Annotated in this window: 21 protein-coding genes; 19 read left to right on the top strand and 2 right to left on the bottom strand. The window is 69.6% G+C overall.

Annotated features, from left to right (window positions below; genetic code table 11):
* Positions 1 to 8: 8 nt before the first annotated feature.
* Positions 9 to 1,376, bottom strand: a complete 1,368-nt coding sequence (gene hemN, locus EYW49_RS11960; RefSeq protein ID WP_228259592.1) for an oxygen-independent coproporphyrinogen III oxidase — start codon at positions 1,374 to 1,376, stop codon at positions 9 to 11.
* Between the two features lie 795 nt (positions 1,377 to 2,171).
* Between hemN and ccoN the strand changes: the two genes are divergently transcribed.
* The 8 genes from ccoN to ccoS all read left to right on the top strand — a co-directional run bounded on the left by ccoN (position 2,172) and on the right by ccoS (position 10,554).
* Positions 2,172 to 3,827 carry a cytochrome-c oxidase, cbb3-type subunit I gene (gene ccoN, locus EYW49_RS11965; RefSeq protein ID WP_131309812.1) on the top strand — a complete coding sequence of 552 codons (1,656 nt, stop codon included), beginning with the start codon at positions 2,172 to 2,174 and terminating at the stop codon, positions 3,825 to 3,827.
* 13 nt (positions 3,828 to 3,840) lie between these two features.
* Complete coding sequence (ccoO, locus tag EYW49_RS11970; protein WP_131309813.1) at positions 3,841 to 4,575, top strand: cytochrome-c oxidase, cbb3-type subunit II; 735 nt, start codon at positions 3,841 to 3,843, stop codon at positions 4,573 to 4,575.
* A gap of 14 nt (positions 4,576 to 4,589) precedes the next feature.
* Entirely contained in the window at positions 4,590 to 4,742 is a 153-nt protein-coding gene (locus EYW49_RS11975) for a cbb3-type cytochrome c oxidase subunit 3 (protein ID WP_131309814.1), read from the top strand.
* Positions 4,743 to 4,745: 3 nt separating this feature from the next.
* Complete coding sequence (ccoP, locus tag EYW49_RS11980) at positions 4,746 to 5,612, top strand: cytochrome-c oxidase, cbb3-type subunit III (RefSeq protein ID WP_131309815.1); 867 nt, start codon at positions 4,746 to 4,748, stop codon at positions 5,610 to 5,612.
* Between the two features lie 350 nt (positions 5,613 to 5,962).
* Positions 5,963 to 7,420 carry a cytochrome c oxidase accessory protein CcoG gene (gene ccoG, locus EYW49_RS11985; protein WP_131309816.1) on the top strand — a complete coding sequence of 486 codons (1,458 nt, stop codon included), beginning with the start codon at positions 5,963 to 5,965 and terminating at the stop codon, positions 7,418 to 7,420.
* A 105-nt stretch (positions 7,421 to 7,525) separates the two neighbouring features.
* A complete protein-coding gene (locus EYW49_RS11990) occupies positions 7,526 to 8,044 on the top strand; it encodes a FixH family protein (RefSeq protein ID WP_131309817.1) in 519 nt (172 codons plus the stop codon).
* Positions 8,045 to 8,087: 43 nt separating this feature from the next.
* On the top strand, positions 8,088 to 10,283 hold the full coding sequence (locus EYW49_RS11995; protein WP_131309869.1) for a heavy metal translocating P-type ATPase: 2,196 nt from the start codon (positions 8,088 to 8,090) through the stop codon (positions 10,281 to 10,283).
* 76 nt (positions 10,284 to 10,359) lie between these two features.
* Entirely contained in the window at positions 10,360 to 10,554 is a 195-nt protein-coding gene (ccoS, locus tag EYW49_RS12000; protein ID WP_131309818.1) for a cbb3-type cytochrome oxidase assembly protein CcoS, read from the top strand.
* Positions 10,555 to 10,610: 56 nt separating this feature from the next.
* On the opposite strand, the gene hemA is transcribed toward ccoS, so the two are convergent.
* Complete coding sequence (gene hemA / locus EYW49_RS12005) at positions 10,611 to 11,912, bottom strand: 5-aminolevulinate synthase (protein WP_131309819.1); 1,302 nt, start codon at positions 11,910 to 11,912, stop codon at positions 10,611 to 10,613.
* Between the two features lie 339 nt (positions 11,913 to 12,251).
* On the opposite strand from hemA, the gene EYW49_RS12010 reads away from it, so the two are divergent.
* The 11 genes from EYW49_RS12010 (at position 12,252) to EYW49_RS12060 (ending at position 25,364) form a co-directional block, all read left to right on the top strand.
* Positions 12,252 to 12,755 (top strand): response regulator, encoded by a 504-nt coding sequence (locus EYW49_RS12010; RefSeq protein WP_131309820.1) that lies wholly within the window; start codon positions 12,252 to 12,254, stop codon positions 12,753 to 12,755.
* 94 nt (positions 12,756 to 12,849) lie between these two features.
* The gene (murJ, locus tag EYW49_RS12015; protein WP_131309821.1) at positions 12,850 to 14,196 is read left to right on the top strand and encodes a murein biosynthesis integral membrane protein MurJ; all 1,347 of its coding nucleotides are present in this window, start codon (positions 12,850 to 12,852) and stop codon (positions 14,194 to 14,196) included.
* Between the two features lie 96 nt (positions 14,197 to 14,292).
* Positions 14,293 to 15,225 (top strand): LysR family transcriptional regulator, encoded by a 933-nt coding sequence (locus tag EYW49_RS12020; protein WP_131309822.1) that lies wholly within the window; start codon positions 14,293 to 14,295, stop codon positions 15,223 to 15,225.
* A gap of 168 nt (positions 15,226 to 15,393) precedes the next feature.
* Positions 15,394 to 15,750: a hydroxyisourate hydrolase gene (gene uraH, locus EYW49_RS12025; RefSeq protein WP_131309823.1), complete on the top strand. Its 357-nt coding sequence runs from the start codon at positions 15,394 to 15,396 to the stop codon at positions 15,748 to 15,750.
* 1 nt (position 15,751) lies between these two features.
* A complete protein-coding gene (gene xdhA, locus EYW49_RS12030) occupies positions 15,752 to 17,251 on the top strand; it encodes a xanthine dehydrogenase small subunit (RefSeq protein WP_131309824.1) in 1,500 nt (499 codons plus the stop codon).
* Positions 17,235 to 19,589 carry a xanthine dehydrogenase molybdopterin binding subunit gene (gene xdhB / locus EYW49_RS12035; RefSeq protein WP_407695474.1) on the top strand — a complete coding sequence of 785 codons (2,355 nt, stop codon included), beginning with the start codon at positions 17,235 to 17,237 and terminating at the stop codon, positions 19,587 to 19,589. Before xdhA ends, xdhB begins: the two co-directional genes overlap by 17 nt.
* Positions 19,586 to 20,575: a xanthine dehydrogenase accessory protein XdhC gene (gene xdhC / locus EYW49_RS12040; RefSeq protein ID WP_228259593.1), complete on the top strand. Its 990-nt coding sequence runs from the start codon at positions 19,586 to 19,588 to the stop codon at positions 20,573 to 20,575. Before xdhB ends, xdhC begins: the two co-directional genes overlap by 4 nt.
* Positions 20,572 to 22,191 (top strand): ABC transporter ATP-binding protein, encoded by a 1,620-nt coding sequence (locus tag EYW49_RS12045; RefSeq protein WP_131309825.1) that lies wholly within the window; start codon positions 20,572 to 20,574, stop codon positions 22,189 to 22,191. The genes xdhC and EYW49_RS12045 overlap by 4 nt, the downstream gene beginning before the upstream one ends.
* On the top strand, positions 22,181 to 23,263 hold the full coding sequence (locus tag EYW49_RS12050; RefSeq protein ID WP_131309826.1) for an ABC transporter permease: 1,083 nt from the start codon (positions 22,181 to 22,183) through the stop codon (positions 23,261 to 23,263). Before EYW49_RS12045 ends, EYW49_RS12050 begins: the two co-directional genes overlap by 11 nt.
* Positions 23,260 to 24,192 (top strand): ABC transporter permease, encoded by a 933-nt coding sequence (locus tag EYW49_RS12055; protein ID WP_131309827.1) that lies wholly within the window; start codon positions 23,260 to 23,262, stop codon positions 24,190 to 24,192. Before EYW49_RS12050 ends, EYW49_RS12055 begins: the two co-directional genes overlap by 4 nt.
* Before the next feature lie 119 nt (positions 24,193 to 24,311).
* The gene (locus tag EYW49_RS12060; RefSeq protein WP_131309872.1) at positions 24,312 to 25,364 is read left to right on the top strand and encodes a BMP family ABC transporter substrate-binding protein; all 1,053 of its coding nucleotides are present in this window, start codon (positions 24,312 to 24,314) and stop codon (positions 25,362 to 25,364) included.
* Positions 25,365 to 25,380: the final 16 nt, after the last annotated feature.

Genomic DNA, 25,380 nt, shown 5'->3' on the forward strand with positions numbered 1-25,380 from the left:
GCCGACCCTCACACCGCCAGCGAATGCCGTGCCGTGGCCCGCGCCAGATAGACGTCGAAGGCCGCCGCGACGATCCGGACCAGCGGCTTGCCCGCCTCGGTGACGACCAGCCGCGACCCGTCGAGCACCGCCAGACCGTCGCCGAGCGGCTCGTCGAGCCGTTCGAAGGCGTCGGCCACCGCGTCGATGCCGACCCCGTGCGCGGCGCAGACCGCGGCGAGATCGACCTCCCAGTCGCACATCACCCGCTCGATGATCGCCGCCCTGAGCCGGTCGTCGGCGTCGAGCGCCCGGCCCTTGGCGGTCGGCAGCCGGCCGGCTTCGACCGCGCGGCGCCAGCGGCCGATGTCGGGATCGTTCTGGGCGAAGCCCTCCGGCGTCCGGCCGATCGACGAGGCGCCGAGCCCGATCAGCGTGTCGCAGGCGTCGGTGGTGTAGCCCTGGAAATTGCGCCGCAGCCGTCCGGCCCGTGCCGCCACCGCCATCTCGTCGTCGGGCGCGGCGAAATGGTCGAGGCCGATCGCCGCGTAGCCGAGCCGTTCCAGCGCGCTCCGCGCCGTGTGCTCGAGCGAAAGCCGCTCGCTCGCCCCAGGCAGCGCTGCCTCGTCGATCAGCCGCTGGTGCTTCTTGAACCACGGCACATGGGCATAGCCGAACAGCGCGATGCGGCTCGGCCGGAAGGTGTGGGCGAGCGCGATGGTCGTCTCGATGGTCTCGGCCGACTGATGCGGCAGGCCATACATCAGATCGAAGTTGATCGCCGCGATGCCGGCGCCGCGCAGCGCCTCGACTGCCGCCGCCACCGTCTCCAGCGGCTGGATCCGGCCGATCGCGGCCTGCACGGTGGCATCGAAGTCCTGCACCCCGAGGCTCGCCCGGGTCACCCCGACCTCGGCCAACACCGCCGCCAGCTCCGGCGTCACGGTGCGCGGGTCGAGTTCGATGGCGTGTTCGGTGTCGGGGACGAAGTCGAAGGCCTCGCGCAGGCGCGCCACTACGGCGCGCAGCGAATCGGCCGGCAGCAGGCTCGGCGTGCCGCCGCCCCAGTGGATGTGGCCGACCGGGAGCCGGCGCGGGCCGATCGCCGCGGCGACCAGATCGATCTCGGCGACGAGACCCTGCGCATAGTCGATCACCGGATCGTCGCGCAGCGCCGCCTTGGTGTGGCAGCCGCAATAGTGGCAGATCATCCGGCAGTAGGGCACGTGCAGATAGAGCGACACCGGCGCGGCGGCGGAGAGGCCGGCGAGCCAGGCGCCATAGGCGGTCGCGTCGACGCTCGCGTCGAAGTGCGGCGCCGTCGGATAGCTGGTGTAGCGCGGCACGCTGCGGGTGGCGTATTTCAGTTCGATCGGGTTCGGCATCGCCGGCACCATGCGCGCGTTCTCCTCGTCCGGCCTTGACCGGAATCAACCGCCTTCGCCGCAGGCCTGCCCGAAGGCGCGCCAGATCGGCGACGCCGGTTCCGGCGCGGGACGTCGGATCCCGGTCCGAACCCGTCGCCGGCGGCCTCTCCAGACCCCTCAGACATGACACGGAATCGCGGACAACACAAAACGGGGCCGCGCAGGCGCGTCCCGTCATCGGCGATCTTCGGCACGAATCTGGGGACAACACCACCCGCCGTCATCGGAGACAGAGTTTCCGGATGCCGTTCGGGGTGCGTCGCAGCCGTTCGCGCACACCTCGAAACGCTTCTACGCCCCCCGAAACCGCTTGAAAACAGTAGCTTTCCGGATCTCGCAGGGGCATCCGCGACGGGCCCGGCGGCGGCGGCGGCGAGGGGCTGCGAAGGATCGTCGCGCAGACCCGCGAAAAACCGGCCGAGTCGTTCGTCGATAGGTATTTGACCGGCCTGCTGATTGGAGGAGGTCGCAGGTAATGTCTTTTTCGTGCGTCAGACCGACGCATCGCGACCGTTCGCCGCTCTCTTAGACGTTCGGGTCATGTTGACCTGAATCAAAGTATGCGGCGCGAGGTCCGATCTACGGTCCGACCGATACCTTACGGCGCGCCGACGCCGCCCACCGGACGACCGGTGGACGGCGCCGGGACGCCGGATGAGAAGGCGGGTGGCCGTGTCGCCGGTCCGAACCCCGGGGTTTCCCCGAGGCCGGATCGACGGGACGAGTCGCCCGGGGGCGTATCGACTAGAACAAACGGGGCGAACGATGGCTCGACCAGTCGAGACAAAGGCATTCACGCTCGAGGAGATCGGTTATTCGATCTTCCTCGCGCTTCTCGCCGTCGTCTGCGTGATCCTTGCCGGCAAGGCTTGGGAACCTCAGATGGCGTTTCACGCCGTGGTCGGCGCGATCTTCGCGGCGGCCGGCATCTTCCTCATCGTCAAGGGCTTCCAGGATCGGATCGCCCAGCCGGTGCAGACGGTCGACGGTCGGCCGAACTACAACTACGCACCGATCAAGTTCGCGTCGATCGCCGCCATGTTCTGGGGCATCGCCGGCTTCCTGGTCGGCGTGATCATCGCCTCCGAGCTCGCGTTCCCGGCACTCAACTTCGATCTGCCGTGGATCGCCTTCGGCCGCCTGCGGCCGCTCCACACCTCGGCGGTGATCTTCGCCTTCGGCGGCAACGTGCTGCTCGCCACCTCGTTCTACATCGTCCAGCGCACCTGTCAGGCGCGCCTGCCGGGCATCGTCACGCCGTGGTTCGTGGTGCTCGGCTACAACGCCTTCATCGTCATCGCCGGCACGGGTTACCTGCTCGGCGTGACCCAGGGCCAGGAATATGCCGAACCCGAATGGTACGCCGACCTGTGGCTGACCGTGGTCTGGGTGGTCTATCTCCTGACCTTCCTGATGACCCTGTGGAAGCGCAAGGAGCCGCACATCTACGTGGCGAACTGGTTCTTCCTGGCCTTCCTGGTCACGGTGGCGGTTCTGCACCTCGGCAACAACGTCCACGTTCCGATCTCGATCTACTCCTACCAGTCGGTCCAGGTCTTCTCGGGCGTCCAGAACGCCATGATCCAGTGGTGGTACGGCCACAATGCGGTGGGCTTCTTCCTGACCGCGGCCTTCCTCGCGATCATGTACTACTTCGTTCCCAAGCGCGCCGATCGGCCGGTCTACAGCTACCGCCTGTCGATCATCCACTTCTGGGCCCTGATCTTCCTCTACATCTGGGCCGGCCCGCATCATCTGCACTACACGGCGCTGCCCGAATGGGCCTCGACCCTCGGCATGACCTTCTCGATCATGCTGTGGATGCCGTCGTGGGGTGGCATGATCAACGGTCTGATGACCCTCTCGGGGGCCTGGGACAAGCTGCGCACCGATCCGATCCTGCGCATGCTGGTCGTCTCGGTCGCCTTCTACGGCATGTCGACCTTCGAAGGTCCGCTGATGTCGATCAAGTCGGTCAACGGTCTCAGCCACTACACCGACTGGACCATCGGCCACGTGCACTCCGGTGCCCTCGGCTGGGTCGGCTTCGTGTCCTTCGGCGCGCTCTACTGCCTGTTCCCGTGGCTGTGGAACAAGAAGGAAGTGTACTCGCTGAAGCTCGTCAGCTGGCACTTCTGGACCGCCACCATCGGCATCGTCCTCTACATCTGCGCGATGTGGGTCTCCGGCATCATGCAGGGCCTGATGTGGCGCGCCTACGACAAGCTCGGCTTCCTCGAGTATTCGTTCATCGAAACCGTGGCCGCCATGCATCCCTACTACGCGATCCGTGCGCTCGGCGGTGCTCTGTTCCTCGTCGGTGCTCTGATCATGGTCTACAACCTGTACATGACCGTGGTTCATGGTGAGGACGCCGAAAGCGTCGCCACCGGCGCCCCGGCTCTGGCTCCGGCCGAGTGAAGGAGCGCTCGTCATGTCTCTGATGGAAAAGCACGCCATTTTCGAGAAGAACTCCATCGTTCTTCTCCTCGGGATCGTCATCATGATCGCCATCGGCGGTCTGGTGGAAGTCGTCCCGCTCTTCTACCTGAAGAGCACGATCGAGAAGGTGGAGGGCATGCGGCCCTACACCCCGCTGGAACTCGCCGGCCGCAACATCTACATCCGCGAGGGGTGCTACAACTGCCACAGCCAGATGATCCGTCCGATGCGTGACGAGATCGAACGCTACGGCCACTTCTCGCTCGCCGCCGAGTCCATGTACGACCACCCCTTCCAGTGGGGCTCCAAGCGCAACGGTCCTGATCTCGCGCGCGTCGGCAACAAGTATTCCGACAAGTGGCACGTCGAGCACATGATCAATCCCCGCGCGGTCGTGCCGGACAGCATCATGCCGGGCTATCCCTTCCTGGCGAAGACCGAGCTCGACACCCGGCATCTCGCCGATGTCGTGAAGACCAACGCCCTCGTCGGCGTGCCCTACACCGAGGACCAGATCGCCAACGTGGCGGTGGACGTCGCGGCGCAGAAGAACCCCGACGACAAGAACGTCGATGCCTTCCTGAAGCGCTACCCGAAGTCGGTGGCTCGTGACTTCTCCGGACAGCCCGGCAAGCTCACCGAACTCGACGCCGTGGTCGCCTACCTTCAGGTGCTCGGTACCCTGGTGGACTTCAGTCTCTACGACGACAAGGCGAATCTGCGCTGACGGAGGAAGCGGACATGTCCAGCTACGCATCCGTCGCCCAGTTCGCCCAGACTTGGGGACTGGTCTACTTCTTCGTCATCTTCGCGGGTGTTCTCGCCTATGCGTTGTGGCCGTCCAACCGGCGGTCCTTCGACGAGGCCTCGCGTATCCCCCTGCGGGAGGATTGATCCATGGCACAACAGGAACTCGACCATCTGTCGGGTCAGACGACGACCGGCCACGAGTGGGACGGTCTCAAGGAACTGAACACGCCGCTGCCGAAGTGGTGGCTCTACGTGTTCTATGCCTGCATCGTCTGGTCGATCGGCTACTACTTCGTCTATCCGTCGTGGCCGCTGATCAGCGGCTACACCTCGGGCATCGTCGGCGCGCAGATGCGCTCGGGCGCGCTCGCCGACTACGACAACGGCGTCAAGGCGCGTCTGGCCAATGCGGCCGGCCTCGCCGAGGCCCCGTTGGAGAAGATCAAGTCGACCCCGGCCTACCTCGAGTTCGCCATGGCCAACGGCAAGGCGGCCTTCGGTGACAACTGCGCCCCGTGCCACGGCTCGGGTGCGACCGGCGGTCCGGGCTTCCCGAATCTGCAGGACGACGACTGGCTGTGGGGCGGCAAGCTCGCCGACATCTACCAGACCCTGCGCTTCGGTATCCGCTCGGGTCACAAGGATGCCCGCGACAGCCAGATGCCGGCCTTCGGCAAGGACGCCGTCCTGAAGAAGGAGGAGATCGCTCAGGTCGCCGACTTCGTGGTGTCCCTGTCCGATCCCGCCGCCAAGGGTGCGGGCGTCGACGCCGGCAAGAAGCTCTTCGCCGACAACTGCGCCGCCTGCCATGGCGACGACGGCAAGGGCAATCAGGAATTCGGCGCGCCGAACCTGACCGACAAGATCTGGCTCTACGGCGCCGGCAAGGACAAGATCATCGCCCAGGTGACCGAACCCAAGCACGGCGTCATGCCCGCCTGGGAAGGCCGCCTCGACCCGATCACCATCAAGTCGCTGGCCGTCTACGTCCACTCTCTGGGCGGCGGCAAGTGATCGATCCCGGTTCGGGGGCGGCGGTGCGCCGTCCGTCCCCGAGCCCTTCGACGTCGCGGCCGCGGCCGCAGCGACGATCTTCGAGGGAGGCGATCGCTCGCCTCCCTCGTCGCGTCCCGGGCGGGCTCGCCGGCGACGCCACCGCTCGGGAATCCGGGTCTGCGACGCCCACGCGGCGGCTTTCGAACGCATTTGCGGGGCTCGAACCGCGAAACGGCATCCGTACAGATGCCTAGGGCCACTTGTCGCAGGCCGCGACACGCCCTAGGACCATGGGGCCGGCTCGACCGCGGTGCAGCATCACCCGCGCCGCTTCGATCGACGCTCGCGATTTTGGAAGGACGACCACGATGAGCGTCGATACGGCGAGACCGCACGAGCCCGACGACAGCCGGCTCTATGCCGACCACGTCAAGATCTATCCGGCGGCGGTCCAGGGGACTTTTCGGCGCATCAAGTGGGCGATCCTGGTCGCCGGCCTGGGCGTCTACTATTTCCTGCCGTTCCTGCGCTGGACGCGGGCGCCCGGTCAACCCGACCAGGCGATCCTGATCGATCTGCCGGGGCGGCGCTTCTACTTCTTCTTCGTCGAGATCTGGCCGCAGGAGGTCTATTACCTCACCGGCCTGATGATCCTCGCCGCCTTCGTGCTGTTCCTGCTCAACGCCGTGGCCGGCCGCGTGTGGTGCGGCTACCTCTGTCCGCAGACGGTATGGACCGACCTGTTCTTCGCGGTCGAACGCTTCGTCCAGGGCGATCGCCGCACCCAGATGCGCCGCGACAAGGGCCCCTGGAGCTTCGACAGGCTGTGGCGCAAGGCGGCGACCCATTTTCTCTGGGTGATGATCGCCTGGTGGACCGGCGGCGCCTGGGTGCTCTATTTCGCCGATGCCCCGACCCTGGTCCGGGAACTGGTGACCTTCCAGGCGTCGTTCATCGCCTACATGTGGATCGGCATCCTGACCGGCACGACCTATCTGCTCGCCGGCTTCGCCAGGGAGCAGGTCTGCCTCTACATGTGCCCGTGGCCGCGCATCCAGGCGGCGCTGACCGACGAATGGGCGCTCAACGTCTCCTACCGGGTCGATCGCGGCGAACCGCGCGGCTCGCTGAAGTCGAACGACCGCCTGCGCGCCGAGGGCGCCCCGGCCGGCGACTGCATCGACTGCGGCCAGTGCGTGGCGGTCTGCCCGACCGGCGTCGACATCCGCCAGGGTCTGCAGATGGGCTGCATTCAGTGCGGCCTGTGCATCGACGCCTGCGACACGGTGATGACCAAGATCGGCCGCGAGCCGCGCCTGATCGCCTATGACACCGACATCAACATCGAGCGGCGCGATCGCGGCGAAGGCCCGATCTTCCGCTTCGTGCGGCCGCGCACTCTGGTCTATGTCGGGCTGATCGCCGCGACCGTCGCGGTGATGGCGGTGCAGCTGTCGACCCGCGCGACCCTCGGCCTCAACGTGCTGCACGATCGCAACCCGCTCTATGTCGCCAATTCCGACGGCTCGATCCGCAACGGCTACACCGTCCGGCTGCTCAACAAGCATGCCGAGGTCCGCCGCTTCGAATTGACGATCGTCGGCCTGCCGGCCGGCGCCAAGATCGACTCCAACAGCGCCGAGGCCCATGCGGTCGGCACCGATCGCCTCGCCCTGACGGTCGATGCCGACCAGACCCGCGAGATCCGGGTGCTGGTCACGGTACCGGCCGCCGCCGCGCCGGCCGCCTCGACCAACCTCGCCTTCACCCTGACCGACGCCGCAGGCGAAGCGGCGGTCGCCAAGGACTACTTCAAGGCGCCGTGAGCGCGCCCGCCCGAAGGGGTCGGGGGGCTTCCCCCGACGCGTTGCCAGAGTACCGCCGGCGGTCACGCCGATCGTCACAGCGAATGCCAGAGCGGAGACCACCCCATGTCGCGCGCCGACCAGCCCCCCGAGCCCGCCGAATTCCGCCTGACCGGCCGCCACGTGCTGGCGATCCTGGTCGGTTGCTTCGGCATCGTCTTCGCCGTCAACGGCTACATGCTCTATCGCGCCGTCTCGAGCTTCCCCGGCACCGTGACCGAGAGCTCCTATCGCGACAGCCAGCACTTCAACGACGAGATCGCCGCCGCCCGCGCCCAGGCCGCCCGCGGCTGGAAGGTGTCGGCGACTGCGGTGCGCGACGCCGACGGCCGCGCGGTGCTGCGCGTCGAGGCCCGCGATGCCACCGGCGCGCCGATCCAGGGGCTGGCCTTCAAGGCGACGCTGCAGCATCCGGCCAATCGCGCCCTCGATCGGCATGTGGCGATGGCCGCGGTGGCGGGGGGCTCCGGCCTGTTCGAGGGCGCGGCCACCGACGTCGCCCCCGGCAAGTGGGATCTGGTGCTCGAAGGCGACGGCGCCGAAGGCCGTGAGTTCCTCTCGCACAACACCCTGGTCCTGCGCTGACCCTGCGCGCCGCTCGGGAGACCGGAGGATGAACGCGCCGCTGATGACCGGATCGGACCGCGACTGGAACGCCTTCGCGACGCCGCGCGCCGACGGCACCGTCCACATGGACGTGGCGGTCGAAGGCATCACCTGCGCCGCCTGCATGGGAACCATCGAGCGCGGGCTGAAGAGCCTGCCGGGGGTCGCCGCCGCCCGGGTCAATCTCACCACCCACCGGTTGGCGCTCGACTGGCGCCCGGGCGACACCGACGCGACGGTGATCGTCGCCCGGCTCGAGCGGCTCGGCTATCGCGCCCATCCCTTCGATCCCGGCCGGCGCAGCGCCGAAGAGGATTCCGAATCGAAGGAGCTGCTGCGCTGTCTCGGCGCCGCCGGCTTCGGCGCGATGAACATCATGCTGCTGTCGGTCTCGGTGTGGTCCGGCAACGTCACCGACATCGACGCTCCCACCCGCGACCTGTTCCACTGGGTCTCGGCACTGATCGCCATTCCGGTCGTCGCCTATGCCGGCCGGCCGTTCTTCCGCTCGGCCTTTCGGGCGGTGAAGGCCCTGCGCACCAACATGGACGTGCCGATTTCGATCGGCATCACCCTGACCCTCGGTCTGTCGATCTTCGAGACGATGCGCTCCTCCGAACACGCCTTCTTCGATTCGGTGGTGATGCTGCTGTTCTTCCTGCTCACCGGCCGCTTCCTCGATCACGACATGCGCCGCCGCACCCGCTCGGTGGCCGAGAACATGGCGGCGCTGCGCGTCCAGTCGGCCGCCCGGATCGGCGCCGACGGTGAGATCCGCGACGTGCCGCTGTCGCGGGTCGATCCCGGCGATCTGGTGCTGGTCCGCCCCGGCGAGCGCGTCTCGGTCGACGGCGTGGTCGAGGACGGCGGTTCCGGCATCGATCAGAGCCTGGTCACCGGCGAGACCACCCTGGTCGAGGTCGGTCCCGGTGCCCGCGTCCATGCCGGCACCCTCAACGTCTCCGGCGTGCTCAAGGTGCGGGTCACCGCCGCCACCGCCGGCACCTTGCTCGACGAGGTCAACCGCCTGCTCGAGAATGCCGCCCAGGCGCGCTCCCGCTACATGCGGCTGGCCGACCGGGCGTCGCGGGCCTATGCCCCGGTGGTCCATTCCGCGGCCCTGTTGACCGCCATCGGCTGGATGCTGGCCGGGCGCGGCGCCGCCGATTCCCTGGTGATCGCCGTCTCGGTGCTGATCATCACCTGCCCCTGCGCCCTGGCCTTGGCCATTCCTGCGGTCCAGGTGGTGACCTCGGGCATCCTGTTCCGCTCCGGCGTGCTGCTCCATTCCGGCGACGCGGTCGAGCGTCTGGCGGTGGTCGACACCGTGGTGTTCGACAAGACCGGCACCTTGACCTTGCCCGAGCCGCGGCTGCTCAACGCCGCCGACGTCGATCTCGACCGCCTCGCCGCCGCCGGCCGCCTCGCCCGCGCCAGCCGCCATCCCCTCGGCATGGCACTCGCCGACGCCACCCGTGCCGGGGCGCCGCCGGCCGACGTCCGCGAAGTCCCCGGCCTCGGCATCGAGACCGAGATCGACGGCCGACTCGAGCGCCTCGGTGCGCCGGCCTGGTGCGGCGTCGCGCCGGAGACGGTCGCCGCCCTGCTCGCCCGCTTCCCCGGCGCCTCGCTGGTCGCCCATGCCGACGGCCGCGAACCGCCGATCCTCTGCGCCTTCGCGCAAGGCCTCAGGGTCGACGCCCCGGCGGTGGTGGCGGCGCTGGTCGCCGAGGGCTGCGCGGTGGAGATCCTGTCGGGCGACCGCGAAGCCGCTGTGGCCGAGGTCGCCGCCCGCCTCGGCGTCGCGACCTGGGCCGCCGGCCTCACCCCCACCGACAAGATCGCCCGCCTCGCCGCTCTCAAGGCCGCGGGGCGCACCGTGCTGATGGTCGGCGACGGCCTCAACGACGCGCCGGCGCTGGCTGCCGCCCATGTCTCGATGTCGCCGGTCACCGCCGTCCACCTGTCCCAGGCCGCCGCCGACGCGGTGTTCCTCGGCGATCGTCTGGCGCCGGTGCTCTCGGCGCTGCGCACCGCCCGCCGCGCTCGCCGGGCGATGATCCAGAATCTGGGACTGTCGGTCGCCTACAACCTGATCGCCGTGCCGGTCGCCGTCGCCGGTCTGGTGACGCCGCTGATCGCCGCGCTCGCCATGTCGGGCTCGTCGATCCTGGTCACCCTCAACGCCCTGCGCCTGCGCCTCGGCGCCGAGCGATGACAGGGCGCGCCGCGGGGACTATCGTCGGGCACCGCGGATCTCGGGCCGCAACCGAACACGAGGGGCAGCCCGCACCATGGACGTCCTGATCTTCCTGATTCCGATCGCCCTGGGGCTGGGGCTGCTCGGCCTGTTCGCCTTCATGTGGTCGCTGCGCGCCGGCCAGTACGAGGATCTCGAGGGCGCCAAGTGGCGCATCCTCGACGACGACGACCTGCCCGGTCCGCCCCGCCCCAAGCCGGACGACGCCGCGCCGCGCGACCCCCGCTGAAACGAAACGGCCGCCCCGAAGGGCGGCCGCTGGGATTTCGTTCGAGGGTCGTGGGCTCAGCCGCCGGCCCGCGGCACCGCCACGCGGGTCACCGGAGTCGCCGCGCGTTCGGCGTCCTCGGCACCGATCGGCCCGGTCAGGGCGAGCCCGAGCTCGGCCCACACCGCCACCAGCGCGTCGCGCAGGGCTTCGACCAGTTGGTCGTCGTGATAGGGGGTCGGCGTGATGCGCAGCCGCTCGGTGCCGCGCGGCACCGTCGGATAGTTGATCGGCTGGATGTAGATGCCGTGCTTCTCGAGCAGCAGGTCGGAGGCCTGCTTGCACAGGTCGGGATCGGCGACCATCACCGGCACGATGTGGGTCTCGCTCGGCATCACCGGCAGCCCGGCCGCCCCGAGGATCGCCTTGGTGCGCGCCGCCTGACGCTGCTGCGCCTCGCGCTCGCTCGACGACCGCTTGAGATGGCGGATCGACGCGGCGGCGGCCGCGGCGATCGCCGGCGGCAGGGCGGTGGTGAAGATGAAGCCGGGGGCATGGCTGCGCACCGCATCGCAGATCGCTCTGCTCGCGGTGATGTAGCCGCCGAGGGTGCCGAAGGCCTTGGCCAGTGTCCCTTCGATGATGTCGATGCGGTGCATCACCCCTTCGCGGTCGGCGATGCCGCCGCCGCGCGGGCCGTACATGCCGACCGCATGGACCTCGTCGATGTAGGTCAGCGCGCCGTGGCGCTCGGCCGCGTCGCAGATCGCCGCGATCGGCGCGACGTCGCCGTCCATCGAATAGACCGACTCGAACACCACGAGCTTGGCCCGGTCGCCGGCCGCGGCGAGGAGCTCCTCGAGGTGCTCGACGTCGTTGTGACGGAAGATCTTCTTCTCGCAACCGGAATGGCGGATGCCTTCGATCATCGAGGCGTGGTTGAGCTCGTCCGACAGGATCAGGCAGTCGGGGATGAGCTTGGCGATGGTCGAGATCGCCGCCTCGTTGGAGACGAAGCCCGAGGTGAAGACCAGCCCCGCCTCCTTGCCGTGCAGATCGGCGAGTTCGGCTTCCAGTTCGACCAGCGGATGGTTGGTGCCGGAGATGTTGCGGGTGCCGCCGGCGCCGGCGCCCATGCCCGAGGCGGTCTCGATCATCGCGCCGAGCACGCTCTGGTGCTGGCCCATGCCGAGATAGTCGTTGGAGCACCACACCACGATCTCGCGGGCCTGATCGCCCTTGCGCCAGATCGCGTGGGGAAAGCGGCCGACGATCCGCTCCAGGTCGGCGAACACCCGGTAGCGCTTCTCGGCCTTGAGCTGGTCGATCGCCCCTTCGAAGATCGACTGGTAATCCGTGTGAGCCTTCGCCTGAATCATGTCCGTCCTCGAGCCGTTTCGATGTCCCGGCGGGCCGCGTTCGTCGGCTCCGGCTGCGGATCGTTGTCGATCGCCGCCGACTCCCTCCCCGACGAAGCTGTGGCATCCCGTTTGCCCGGCGGACCGGGCGGGAAGGCTCACCCGAGCCTGCCGCATCTCGCATCTTAGACTTACAGGAATTCGAACCACTTTGACCACGATCAAGGGGCGCGACTTTCGACACGTCGGGCTCGCGGGCGCTCACGAGGTCGGGAGCGGACGTGATCCCGCGAGAAGTCCTTCGCGACGCAACGGCTTCTTCACCTTTCGCCGTGAAAATCCGATTGTGGAGGGCCACCCGTGAATCTCGACCTTGCATCCCTGACCTTCTTGGTCGTGGAAGACAGCGCCTACATGCGGACGATCCTGCGCACCATGCTGCAGGGTTTCGGCGCGCGCCGCATCGTCGAGGCCGAAGACGGGGCCTCGGGGCTGGAGGCGATGGACCGCGCCAACCCCGACATTCTGATCCTCGACTGGGTGATGCCGATCCTCGACGGCGCCGACATGGTGCGGATGATCCGCAATCCCCAGAACCCCTTCGCCTATGTGCCGGTGATCATGGTCACCGCCCACACCGAGCGTTCGCGCATCCTCGAGGCGCGCAAGCTCGGTATCCACGAACTGCTGTGCAAGCCGATCTCGGCCAAGGCGCTGTTCCAGCGGGTCGCCAGCGTGATCCTCCACCCGCGGGAATTCGTGAAGACCCCCAGCTACTTCGGCCCCGCGCCGCGGGCCATCCGCAATCGCCAGAAGATCTGGCAGGCCCATCCCGGCGGCCAGGGCAACGGCGCCGCCGCCTGATCGCGCGGTCTTGCCGCCGCCGCATTCGCCGGCTAGCGCCGGGCCCTCGGCCGCCGCCCGGCGGCTCCCACCTCCGGCTCGATCGAGGACCGACATGGCGACCCTTCGCCCCGGCGGCGCTGCCGCCCTCTTCCTGCGGCGGGTCGGCACGGTATCCGGTTTCACCATGCTGTCGCGGGTCACCGGCTTTCTCCGCGACGTGGTGCTGGCCTGGGTGATCGGCGCCGGGCCGATCGCCGACGCCTTCTTCATCGCCCTGCGCATCCCGAATCACTTCCGCGCCCTGTTCGCCGAAGGCGCCTTCAACGCCGCCTTCGTGCCGACCTATGCCGGCACCCTGGAGCGCGAGGGCGAGGCGCGGGCGTTGGCCTTCGCCGGCCGGGTGCTCGGCGCCCTGATCGCCGTGCAGGTGGTGATCCTGATCGCCGCCGAGATCTGGGCGCGCGGCCTGCTCGGTCTGATCACCCCCGGCTTCGAGGGCGATCCGGTGCTCGGCGACCTCACCACCTCGCTGACCCGCATCACCTTCCCCTATCTCCTGTGCGTCACCGTGGTCACCGTCTACGGCGCCGTGCTCAACGCCCATCACCGCTATGCCGCCGCCGCCGGCGCGCCGGTGCTGTTCAACATCGCCATCGTCGCCTGCGTCGCGCTGACCCTGCTCGCCCCGGCCGGTCACCCGTGGTTCGCCCCCCACGGCGCGGCGATCGGCGTGGCGCTCGCCGGCGTCACCGAACTGGCGCTGCTGGTCTGGGCGATGCGGCCGGCGGGCCTGGTCCTGGTGCCGCTGCGGCCTGCGCTGTCCGGCGAGGTCACGACTTTTCTGAAGCGCCTCGGGCCGGCGACCATCGGCTCGGGCGCCGCCCAGATCGCCATGTTCGTCGACACCATCCTCGCAGCCGCCCTGCCCAAGGGGGCGGTCTCGGGGATGTACTACGCCGATCGGCTCTACCAGTTGCCGATCGGGGTGATCGCCATCGCCGTCGGCACGGTGCTGCTGCCGGAACTGTCGCGGCGTTTCGCCGCCGGCGACGACGTCGGCGCCCGCCGCGCCCAGCGCCGCGCCATCCTGTGGTCGATCGTCCTCACCGCGCCCTTCGTCGTCGCCTTCCTGGCGATCCCCGACCTGCTGGTGCGCCTCGCCTTCGCCCGCGGTGCCTTCGATCAGGTGGCGGTGGCCCGCGCCGCGGTCACCCTCCAGGCCTATGCCGTCGGACTGATGGCGATCGTCCTGATGCGCTCGGTGGTGCCGGGCTTTCATGCCCGCGGCGACACCCGCACGCCGATGTGGATCGCCTTCGTCGGCATCGGCGTCAACGTCGTGCTGAAGTTCATCCTCTCCGACACCTACGACGTCGCCGGCCTCGCCTTCGCCACTTCGATCGGCGCCTGGGTCAATCTGGTGCTGCTGATGATCGTCGATCGCCTCAGGGCGCGATGAATCGTTGCATTCGCGGCGCCGTCGCGGTCAACTCTTGGACGACCGTCACGGAACCCGGGTCGCCCACCGCCCCGTCCGTCCCGGGGGAGGTGCGCCATGCGCGGCGACGCGTCGATCCTGTCGACGGCATTCCGGTATTTTCTCGCGGTCGCCGAGGTCGGCTCGATCCGCGCCGCCGCCCGTGACCTCAACATCGTCTCCTCCGCCGTCAATCGCCAGATCCTGCTGCTCGAAGAGCAGCTCGGCATCCGCCTGTTCGACCGGGTCGGGCGCGGCCTCCGCCTGTCGGAGGCCGGCACCCTGCTCGCCCGCCGGGTCCGCGACACCCTGGTGCGCTACGAGGACGTGATCGCCGAACTCGACACCCTGCGCGGTCTGCGCCGGGGCCGGGTGCGGATCGCCACCGTCGAGAGCATGGCGGTCGAGCGCGTGCCGGACCTGCTCGCCGCCTTCTGGGGCCGTTACGGCGGCATCGAAGTGGCCCTGGTGCGCACCACCGCCGAGGAGGTCAATCGCCTGGTCGAGGACGGCCGCGCCGATCTCGGCTTCACCTTCTCCACCGGCTCCTTGGACTCTCTGCGGGTGATCCATCGCGAGATCCACGCGCTCGGCGTCGTCCTCGCCGCCGACCACCCGCTCGCCGATCGGCCGTCGCTGACCCTCGCCGATCTCGCCGAAGAGCTGCTGGTGGTGCCGGCCCGCGGCCTGTCGCTGCGCGCCGCGCTCGAACCGGCCCTCGCCCGGCTGAAGCGCCCGCCGCTGCTGCGCGCCGAATGCGATTCGCTGCGGCTGATGTCGGCGCTGGTCGCCCGCACCCGCTCGGTCGGGTTTCTCACCGCGGTCGGCATCGAGAGCGAGCGGCGCCGTGGCGAGATCGCCTGGGTGCCGCTCGGCGATCCCGACGTACTGCCCGACCGCCTCGCGGTGGTGGTGCGCGCCGGGATCGTGCCGAGTCTGGCGCTGGCGGCGCTGATCGACTTCATCGAAGAGGCCTGGGGGGATCGCAATGTCGCGGACTCTGGCGCGTGAACGGGCAACCGCTGCTCGAGATGCAGCTCTTCGCTCCGATCGATGCTTTTCGGTGAGCGGTTCGTTCGAAAATCTCCGCTGTTGCAAATCAGGGTTTGTGCTCATCTTGTCGGGATCGGCTCGACGGAAGCGAATGCGGACCGCGTCGTCGTCCGACGAGGGGGGATCATGGGAAGACTGACCACGCACGTCCTCGACACGTCGACCGGCCGCCCGGCGGCGGACGTGGAGGTTCGACTGTGGTCGATCGCCCCGACCGGCGAGCGGCGGCATCTCGCGACCCGCCACACCAATGCCGACGGCCGCATCGACGGCGCCCTGCTGGAGGGCGACGCCCTGGTCGCCGGCACCTACGAACTGGTCTTCGCCGCCGGCGCCTATTTCTTCCTGAACGGCGTCGATCTGCCCGATCCGGCCTTCCTCGACGAGATCCCCTTGCGCTTCGGCATCGCCGATCCGAACCTCCACTATCACGTGCCCCTGCTGGTTTCGCCCTGGGCCTATTCCACCTATCGCGGGAGCTGACATGACGGTCCGACGCTCGATCCGCTACCTCTCGAAAGGCCGTGTGATCGAGGTCGCCGACTTCGCCCCGACCGCCACGCTGCTCGACCATCTGCGCCTGGAGCGCCGCCTCGTCGGCACCAAGGAGGGCTGCGCCGAGGGCGACTGCGGCGCCTGCACCGTGGCGCTCGGCCGGCTGGTCGACGGCCGCCTCGTCTACGAGCCGATCAACGCCTGCATCCGCCTGCTCGGCACCGTCGACGGCTGCGAAGTGGTGACCATCGAAGATCTCGCCGAGGGCGGGGTGCTCCATCCGCTGCAGCAGGCGATGGTCCGCCGCCATGCCTCGCAGTGCGGCTTCTGCACGCCCGGCATCGTCATGAGCCTGTTCACCCTCTACGCCACCCCCGGCCGGCACGACCGCGACGCGGTGATCGATCGCCTGTCGGGCAACCTGTGCCGCTGCACCGGCTATCGGCCGATCGTCGACGCGGCGCTGGAGGCCTGCGACGCCCGTCCCGACCAGCGCCCCGACGACCTCTTCGCCGCCCACGCCGCCGCCACCGCCGTGGCGCTCGCCGGGCTCACCGATGCCGCGGCGGTGTTCGTCGGCGACGAGACCCGCTTCTTCGCCGCGCCGCACCGGCTCGACACACTCGCCGACATCCTCGAGGCCTGCCCCGACGCCACCCTGGTCGCCGGCGCCACCGACGTCGGCCTGTGGATCACCAAGGCCGGACGCGATCTGCCGCGCATCGTCCATCTCGGCCGGATCGCCGGCCTCGACCGCATCGAAGAGACCGCCGAGGGCCTGTCGATCGGCGCCACCGTCAGCCTCGCCGCGGCCGCCGAACGCCTCGCCGCCTGGGATCCCGACCTCGCCCACCTGTTCCGCCGCATCGGCTCGGTCCAGGTGCGCGCCTCCGGCACGCTCGGCGGCAACATCGCCAACGGCTCGCCGATCGGCGACAGCCCGCCGGCGCTGATCGCGCTCGACGCGTCGCTCGAACTGTGGGGCGGCGGCACCTTGCGGCAGATCCCGCTCGAACGCTTCTTCCTCGCCTACGGCCGCCAGGATCGCCGGCCCGGCGAGATCGTCACTCGGGTGGTGGTGCCGCGGCTCGAGGCCCACCATGCCTTCCGCGCCTACAAGATCGCCAAGCGCCACGACCAGGACATCTCCTCGGTGATGGCCGCCCTGCGCCTGACCCTCGACGGCGACCGCATCACCGAGGCCCGCCTCGCCTTCGGCGGCATGGCCGGCACGCCGATGCGCGCCGCCGGGGCCGAGGCCGCGCTGGTCGGCGCCTCGCTCCGGTCCGCCGGCGGCTGGCGCCCGGCCCTCGACGCGTTGCGCGGCGACTTCACGCCGCTCACCGACATGCGGGCGTCGGCCGACTACCGCATGGAGGCCGCGGTCGGCCTGCTCGGTCGGGCGCTCGCCGAAATCGCCGGCACCCCGAGCCACAAGACCCGGGTGTTCGGCCTGCGCGAGGAGGTCGGCCATGACGCGCATGCCTGAGTTCCCCCCCGTCGCCGCGCCGCGCAGCGCCGTCGGCGCCCCGCTGCCCCACGATTCGGCGGCGCGCCACGTCGCCGGCGCCGCCGCCTACATCGACGACCTCGACGAGCCGGCCGGCACCCTCCACGTCGCCCCCGGCTGGTGCCGCGAGGTGACCCGCGGCCGCCTGCTGAAGGTCGATCTCGACGCGGTGCGCGCCCATCCCGGCGTGGTCGCGGTGCTGACCGCCGCCGACGTTCCCGCGGTCAACGACTGTTCGCCGTCGATCGGCGGCGATCCGGTGTTCGCCGAATCCGAGATCCAGTTCTGGGGTCAGGTGGTCTTCGCGGTGGTCGCCACCAGCCGGGCCAGCGCGCGCGCCGCCGCCCGCCTCGCGGTCTTCGAGGTCGAGGCGGAGAAGCCGGCGATCACCGTGTTCGACGCCCTCGATCGCGGCAGCGACGTGCTGCCGCCCTACGAATTCCGCAAGGGCGACGCGGGCGCGGCGATCGCCGCCGCGCCGTGCCGCTTCGCCGACGGCCTGGCGATCGGCGGCCAGGAACATTTCTATCTCGAGGGCCAGATCGCCTTCGCCCATCCCCGCGAGGGCGACGAGATCCTGGTCCTGTCGTCGACCCAGCATCCGACCGAGATCCAGCACGTCGTCGCCCGCGTCCTCGGCCTGTCCGATGCGGCGATCGTCTGCGAATGCCGGCGCATGGGCGGCGGTTTCGGCGGCAAGGAATCCCAGGCGACCCAATGGGCGGTGATCGCCGCGCTGGCCGCCCGGATCACCGGCCGGTCGGTCAAACTCCGCCTCGACCGCGACGACGACATGGTGATGACCGGCAAACGCCACGACTTCCGGGTCGACTGGCGGGTCGGCACCGACGAGACCGGCCGCATCCTCGGCGTCGACGTCGATTTCCTCGCCCGCTGCGGCGCCTCCGCCGACCTCAGCCAGGGCGTGGTCGACCGCACCATGTTCCACGCCGACAACGCCTACGACTATCCCGCCGCCCGCATCGCTACCCGGCGCCTGCTCACCGACACCGTCTCGGCCACCGCCTTCCGCGGCTTCGGCGGCCCCCAGGGCATGCTGTTCGCCGAGCGCATGATCGACGCCGTGGCGCTGCGCCTCGGCCGCGATCCCCTCGACGTGCGCAAGGCCAATTTCTACCCGTCGGTCGACGCCGCGAATCACGGCGTCACGCCCTACGGTCAGGTGGTCGACGACTGCGTGCTGCCCGATCTGGTCGCCGCCCTCGAGCAGTCCTCGGACTACCGCGCCCGGGTCGCGGCGATCGACGCCTTCAATGCATCGAGCCCGATCCTGCGCCGCGGCATCGCTCTGACCCCGATCAAGTTCGGCATCTCCTTCACCTTGACCCACCTCAACCAGGCCGGCGCCCTGGTCAACGTCTATTCCGACGGCTCGGTGACCGTGAACCACGGCGGCACCGAGATGGGCCAAGGGCTCTACGTCAAGGTGGCGCAGGTCGTCGCCGAGGTCTTCGCGATCCCCGTCGCCCAGGTCCGCATCACCGCCACCACGACAGGCAAGGTGCCCAACACCGCCCCGACCGCCGCCTCCTCCGGCTCCGACCTCAACGGCATGGCCGCCCAGATCGCCGCCGAGGAGATCCGCGATCGCATGGCCGTGGTGGTCGCCCACCTGCTCGGCGGCGAGCCGCGGGCGGTGACCTTCGCGGGCGGTCGCGCGCGGCTGGGCGACCGCGACCTGTCCTTCGCCGACGTCGCGCGCCAGTGCACCCTCGCCCGGGTGTCGCTGTCGGCGACCGGCTTCTATTCCACCCCCGACATCACCTGGGACCGGGCCGAGGCCCACGGCCGGCCATTCTATTACTACGCCTACGGCGCCGCCTGTTCGGAGGTGGTGATCGACACCCTGACCGGCGAGATGCGGGTGCTCCGCGTCGACATCCTCCACGACGTCGGCCGCTCGCTCAATCCGGCGATCGATCTCGGCCAGATCGAAGGCGGCTTCGTCCAGGGCCTCGGTTGGCTGACCACCGAGGAACTGGTGTGGGATTCCCGCGGCCGCCTGCGCACCCATGCGCCGTCGACCTACAAGATCCCCACCGCCTTCGACGTGCCGGCCGACTTCCGGGTGGCGCTGTGGGAGGACGGCGGCAACCGCGTCGCCAGCGTCCACCGCTCCAAGGCGGTCGGCGAACCGCCGGTGATGCTGGCGATCTCGGTCCATTCGGCGATCCTGCGGGCGATCGCCTCGCTCGCCCCCGGGGTGGTGCCGCCGCTCGAAGCCCCCGCGACGCCCGAGGCGATCCTCGCGGCGGTGCGTGCCGTCAAGCATCCGGTCGAAGGGGCCCCGGCGTGATCGGCGCCTGGGGCCGCCTCGCCGCCGAACTCGCTGCCTCGGGCCGCCTCGCCCGCATCGCCGTCGCCGCCGTCGCCGGCTCGGCGCCGCGCGAGGTCGGCGCGGCGATGCTGCTGCGCCCCGACGGCGGCTTCACCGGCACCATCGGCGGCGGCGCCTTCGAATGGCGCGCCCTGGCGATCGCCGGGGCGGCGCTGGCCGAAGGCCGGCCGCGGGTGATCGTCCAGGATCTGGTGCTCGGCCCCGACCTCGGCCAATGCTGCGGCGGGCGCGTCACCGTGCTGATCGAGATCTTCGACGCCGCCGCCCTCGACGAGGCTCGCGCCCTGGCCGTGACCGAAAGCCGCGGTCCCTTCCTGGCGGTGGGCCGCCGCGACGGCGACCGCATCCGCCGCGTCGCGGTCCCCGACGACGATCGTGCGGTGGGGCTCACCGGCGACGATCTGGTCGAACGCTTCGGCGATTCGCGCCGTCCGGTGCTGGTGTTCGGCGCCGGCCACGTCGGCCGCGCCCTGATTCTGGCGCTGGCGCCCTTGCCCTTCCGGGTCCGCTGGGTCGACGGCCGACCCGAGGCCTTTCCCGGCGCGGTGCCCGGCAACGCCACCCCGATCGCCGCGGCCGACCCGGTCGCCGAGATGATCGCCGCGCCGCCCGGCAGCCTCGCGGTGATCCTCACCCACGATCACGCCCTCGATCTGGCGCTGGTCGACGCCGGCCTGCGCCGCGCCGATCTGCCCTACCTCGGCTGTATCGGGTCGCGCTCGAAGCGTGCGCGTTTTTCGAGCAGACTGCTGCAAATCGGGCATTCGTCGGAATCGATCCGGCGTATGGTCTGCCCGATCGGCGTCGCGGGAGTGGATTCCAAGGCGCCGGCGGTCATCGCCGCGTCGGTCGCCGTGGAACTGCTGATCGCCGACCGAGTGGCACGGAACACGCTAGGCGCGGCGCGCGAAGTCGTCCGCGCCGGGCGAGAGGAGTGCGTATGAACGTGAGCCAGCCGTCGCCGCAGGGCACCGGAGAGACCGGCGCGACGAGCGAATTCCTCGTCGAGGCCCGCGGCATCGTCAAACGCTTCGGCGACTTCACCGCCAACGACCATGTCGATCTGGCGATTCGCCCCGGCGAGATCCACGCGCTGCTCGGCGAGAACGGGGCCGGCAAGTCGACCCTGGTCAAGATGATCTACGGCTCGCTGCAGCCGACCGAAGGCCGCTTCTTCTGGCACGGCGAACCGGTCACCATCGCCGACCCCGGCACCGCCCGCCGCCTCGGCATCGGCATGGTGTTCCAGCATTTCTCGCTGTTCGAGGCGCTCAGCGTCACCGAGAACATCGCCCTGGCGCTGACCGGCGACCACGACATGAAGGCGCTCGGCGAGCGCATCGCCCGGGTGTCGCGCGACTACGGCCTGCCGCTCGAACCGCGCGCCACCGTCGCCGATCTGTCGGTCGGCGAGCGCCAGCGCATCGAGATCGTCCGCTGTCTGCTCCAGGAGCCGCGCCTGCTGATCATGGACGAGCCGACCGCCGTCCTCACCCCTCAGGAAGCCGACCAGCTGTTCCTGACGCTCGAGCGCCTCGCCTCCGAAGGTTGCGCCGTCCTCTACATCTCGCATCGCCTGGAGGAGGTGAAGCGCCTCTGCCACGCCTCGACCATCCTGCGCCACGGCAAGGTGGTCGCCCGCGTCGACCCGAGCCTCGAGACCGCGGCGAGCCTGGCCCGCCTGATGGTCGGCGCCGAGATCCATTCGATCCGGCCGAAACAGCCGCGCACCGGCGGGCCGACCCGGCTCTACTGCGACAATCTCGACCTCGCCGCCAACGGCCCCTTCGCGGTGGCGCTCGCCGCCGTGACCCTGGAGGTGCGGGCCGGCGAGATCCTGGCGATCGCCGGGGTCGCCGGCAACGGCCAGTCGGAACTGTTCGACGCCCTGTCGGGCGAGCGCCGCGTCGATCGCCCCGGCGCGGTGGTGATCGAAGGCACGCCCTGCGGCCATCTCGGCGTCACCGCCCGCCGGGCGCTCGGCGCCGCCTTCGTGCCCGAAGAGCGCCTCGGCCACGGCGCGGTGCCGGCCTTCCGCCTGTCGGAGAACGTCATCCTGACCCGCGACACGCTGGTCTCCGACGCCATGCGCCGCATCGCCGGCTTCCTCGACTTCCGCCGGGCCGGCAAGACCGCCGCCCGCGTCGCCCAGACCTTCGACGTGCGCAAGGGCAAGCCCGATCCGGAGGCCCGCTCGCTGTCCGGCGGCAACCTGCAGAAATTCGTGGTCGGCCGCGAGCTCGACCGCAAGCCGCTGGTGCTGGTGGTCAACCAGCCGACCTGGGGCGTCGACGCCGGCGCCGCCGCGCTGATCCGTCAGGCGCTGGTCGATCTCGCCGGCGAAGGTGCCGGCGTCCTGATGATCAGCCAGGACCTCGACGAGATCTTCGAGATCGCCCACCGCATCGCGGTGATCTCGCGCGGCCATCTGTCGCCCGGCTACGACGCCCATGTCATGTCGCTGGAGAAGATCGGCCTGCTGATGGGCGGTGCCCATGGCGGCCCGGCCCATGTCGACGAAGCCGTGAAACTCAGGGAGCACGACGGCCATGCGCCTTGAACTCGAGAAGCGCCCCGAGCGCTCCAAGATCATGGCGGTGGTCTCGCCGATCGCCGCGGTGGTGGCGACCCTGCTCACCGGCGCGGTGATCTTCGCGGCGATCGGCATTCCGCCGCTCAAAGGCCTGTGGGTGTTCTTCCTCGAGCCCTTCTCGTCGCTGTGGTCGATCGAGGAATTGGTGGTCAAGGCGACGCCCCTGATCCTGATCGGCATCGGCCTGTCGATCGCCTATCGCGCCAACGTCTGGAACATCGGCGCCGAAGGCCAGCTGACCGCCGGAGCGCTGGCCGGGTCGCTGGTGCCGATCTTCGCCAATTCCTGGCAGTCGCCGCTGACCCTGGTCGCCATGCTGGCGCTCGGCGTGCTCGGCGGCATGCTGTGGGGGCTGATCCCGGCGCTGCTCAAGATCAAGAGCGGTGCCAACGAGATCCTGGTGTCCCTGATGCTGGTCTATGTCGCGCAACTGCTGCTCGACTGGCTGGTGCGCGGCCCCTGGCGCGACCCCCACGGCTACAACTTCCCCAAGTCGGTGTCCTTCGACGGCTGGCAGACCATGCCGACCATCGGCGACGGGCGCCTCAACTGGGGCATCCTGTTCGCCCTGGTCGCCGCGGTGGCGCTCGCCGTGCTGCTGCGCCGGACCATGAAGGGCTTCGAGATCCGCGTCCTCGGCGAGGCGCCGCGCGCCGGTCGCTTCGCCGGCTTCTCCTCCGACCGCATGGTGGTCTTCGCCTTCCTGGTGTCGGGCGGCCTCGCCGGTCTCGCCGGGGTGATCGAGCTGACCAGCACCGTCGGCCAGCTCCAGCCCAACATCTCGCCCGGCTACGGCTTCACCGCGATCATCGTCGCCTTCCTCGGCCGCCTCGATCCGATCGGGGTGATCGTCGCCGCGCTGATGCTGGCGGTCAGCTATCTCGGCGGCGAGGCGGCGCAGGTCGCGCTCGGCCTCTCCGACAAGGCGGCGCGGGTGTTCCAGGGGGTGCTGCTTTTCTGGGTGCTGGCCTGCGACACCCTGATCCTCTATCGCCTGCGCTTCGTGCCGGGCCTGCCCGCCGGGGAGACCGCACGATGAACTTCGACCTCCATGCGCTCGAAGCGGTGTTGCTGACCATAGTCACCGCCTCGACGCCGCTGCTCCTCGCCGGCCTCGGCGAACTGGTCACCGAACGCGCCGGCGTGCTCAACCTCGGCGTCGAGGGCATGATGGTGATGGGCGCGGTGGCCGGCTTCGCGGTGGCCCTGACCACCGGCTCGCCCGAACTCGGAATCATCGCCGCGGCGCTGGCCGGAGCGGCGCTGGCCGTCCCCTTCGGCGTCCTGACCCTCAATCTGGTCGCCAACCAGGTCGCCACCGGCCTCGCCCTGACCTTGCTCGGCCTCGGTCTGTCCGGACTGATCGGCGAACGCTTCGTCGGCCAGCCCGGCGTGCGCCTGCCTCATCTGCACATCCCCGGCCTCAGCGACATCCCGTTCTTCGGACCGCTGATCTTCGGCCAGGACCTGCTCGTTTATCTGTCGCTGGCGCTCGCCGCGGTGGTCTCCCACGTGGTGTTCCGCACCCGCCTCGGTCTGGTCCTGCGCGCCGTCGGCGACAACCACGCCTCGGCCCATGCCCTCGGCTATTCGGTGATCGGCGTGCGCTGGGGGGCGGTGCTGTTCGGCGGCGCCCTGTCGGGGCTCGGCGGCGGCTATCTGTCGCTGGCCTATACGCCGCAGTGGGTCGAGAACATGACCGCCGGGCGCGGCTGGATCGCCCTGGCCCTGGTGGTGTTCTCGTCCTGGCTGCCCGGCCGTCTGGTCGCCGGCGCCTATCTCTTCGGCGCGGTGACGATTCTCGGCTTCTTTGTCCAGGGATTGGGCATCGGCGTGCCGTCGCAGCTCTTGTCGTCGCTGCCCTATGTCGTCACCATCGTGGCGCTGGTCGTCATCTCGAGGCGGCGCGGCGCGGCGCGGGCCGACACGCCCGCCTGCCTCGGCCAATCCTTCGTCCCCGATCGGTGAAGTTTCGGATGCTCGGCCGTGCGCGGTCGGACGGGCGATCCTGGTCTCGACTACCGCACTCGTTCGTAACGGAGGAAGTCCCCATGAAGAATCGGTCTGCGCTCACCCGCCGCGATGCGATGCGGAGCGCGCTTCTCGGCTCGGTGGCGCTCGCCACCGGCCTCGGCGGCCCGGCACTCGCCGCCGACAAGCTGAAGGCCGCCTGGGTCTACGTCGGCCCGGTCGGCGACTTCGGCTATTCCTACCAGCACGATCAGGGCCGTCTGGCGGTCGAGAAGGCGCTGGGCGACAAGGTCCAGACCAGCTTCGTCGAGAACGTCCCCGAAGGCCCCGACGCCGAGCGCGCCATCGAGCGCCTCGCCCGCGACGGCAACAAGCTGATCTTCACCACCTCCTTCGGCTTCATGGACCCGACCATCAAGGTCGCCAAGAAGTTCCCCAACGTGCATTTCGAGCACGCCACGGGCTACAAGAAGGCCGAGAACGTCGCGATCTACAACGCGCGCTTCTATGAGGGCCGCTACGTGATCGGCCAGATCGCCGGCAAGATGACCAAGTCGAACACCATCGGCTACATCGTGTCCTTCCCGATCCCGGAAGTCGTCTCCGGCATCAATTCGTTCATGCTCGGCGCCCAGTCGGTCAACCCCAACGTCAAGATCAAGGTCGTGTGGGTCAACTCCTGGTACGATCCGGGCAAGGAAGCCGACGCCGCCAAGGTGCTGATCGGCCAGGGCGCCGACATCCTGACCCAGCACACCGACTCGACCGCCGCGCTCCAGGTCGCCCAGGAAAAGGGCATCCTCGCCTTCGGCCAGTCCTCCGACATGGGCAAGTTCGCGCCCAAGACCCAGATCACCTCGATCGTCGACGATTGGGCGACCTACTACATCTCGCGCGTCAAGCTCGAGCTCGAAGGCAAGTGGGCCTCGGCCGACACCTGGGACGGCATCGCCAAGGGCGCGGTCTTCCTGCCCGAGATCAAGAACGTTCCGGCCGACGTGAAGGCCATGGCGGAGAAGACCATCGCCGCGATCAAGTCCGGCACGCTCAAGCCCTTCGGCGGGACGATCACCAAGCAGGACGGCACCACCGTCAAGGATCTCGACGACGGCGCCATCCTCGGCATGAACTGGTACGTCAAGGGCATCGACGACAAGCTCCCGCAGTGATCCTCGCGCCTGATGG

Origin of the sequence: Siculibacillus lacustris (genome assembly GCF_004328075.1) — a bacterium.
Classification (GTDB): Bacteria; Pseudomonadota; Alphaproteobacteria; order Rhizobiales; family Ancalomicrobiaceae; genus Siculibacillus; species Siculibacillus lacustris.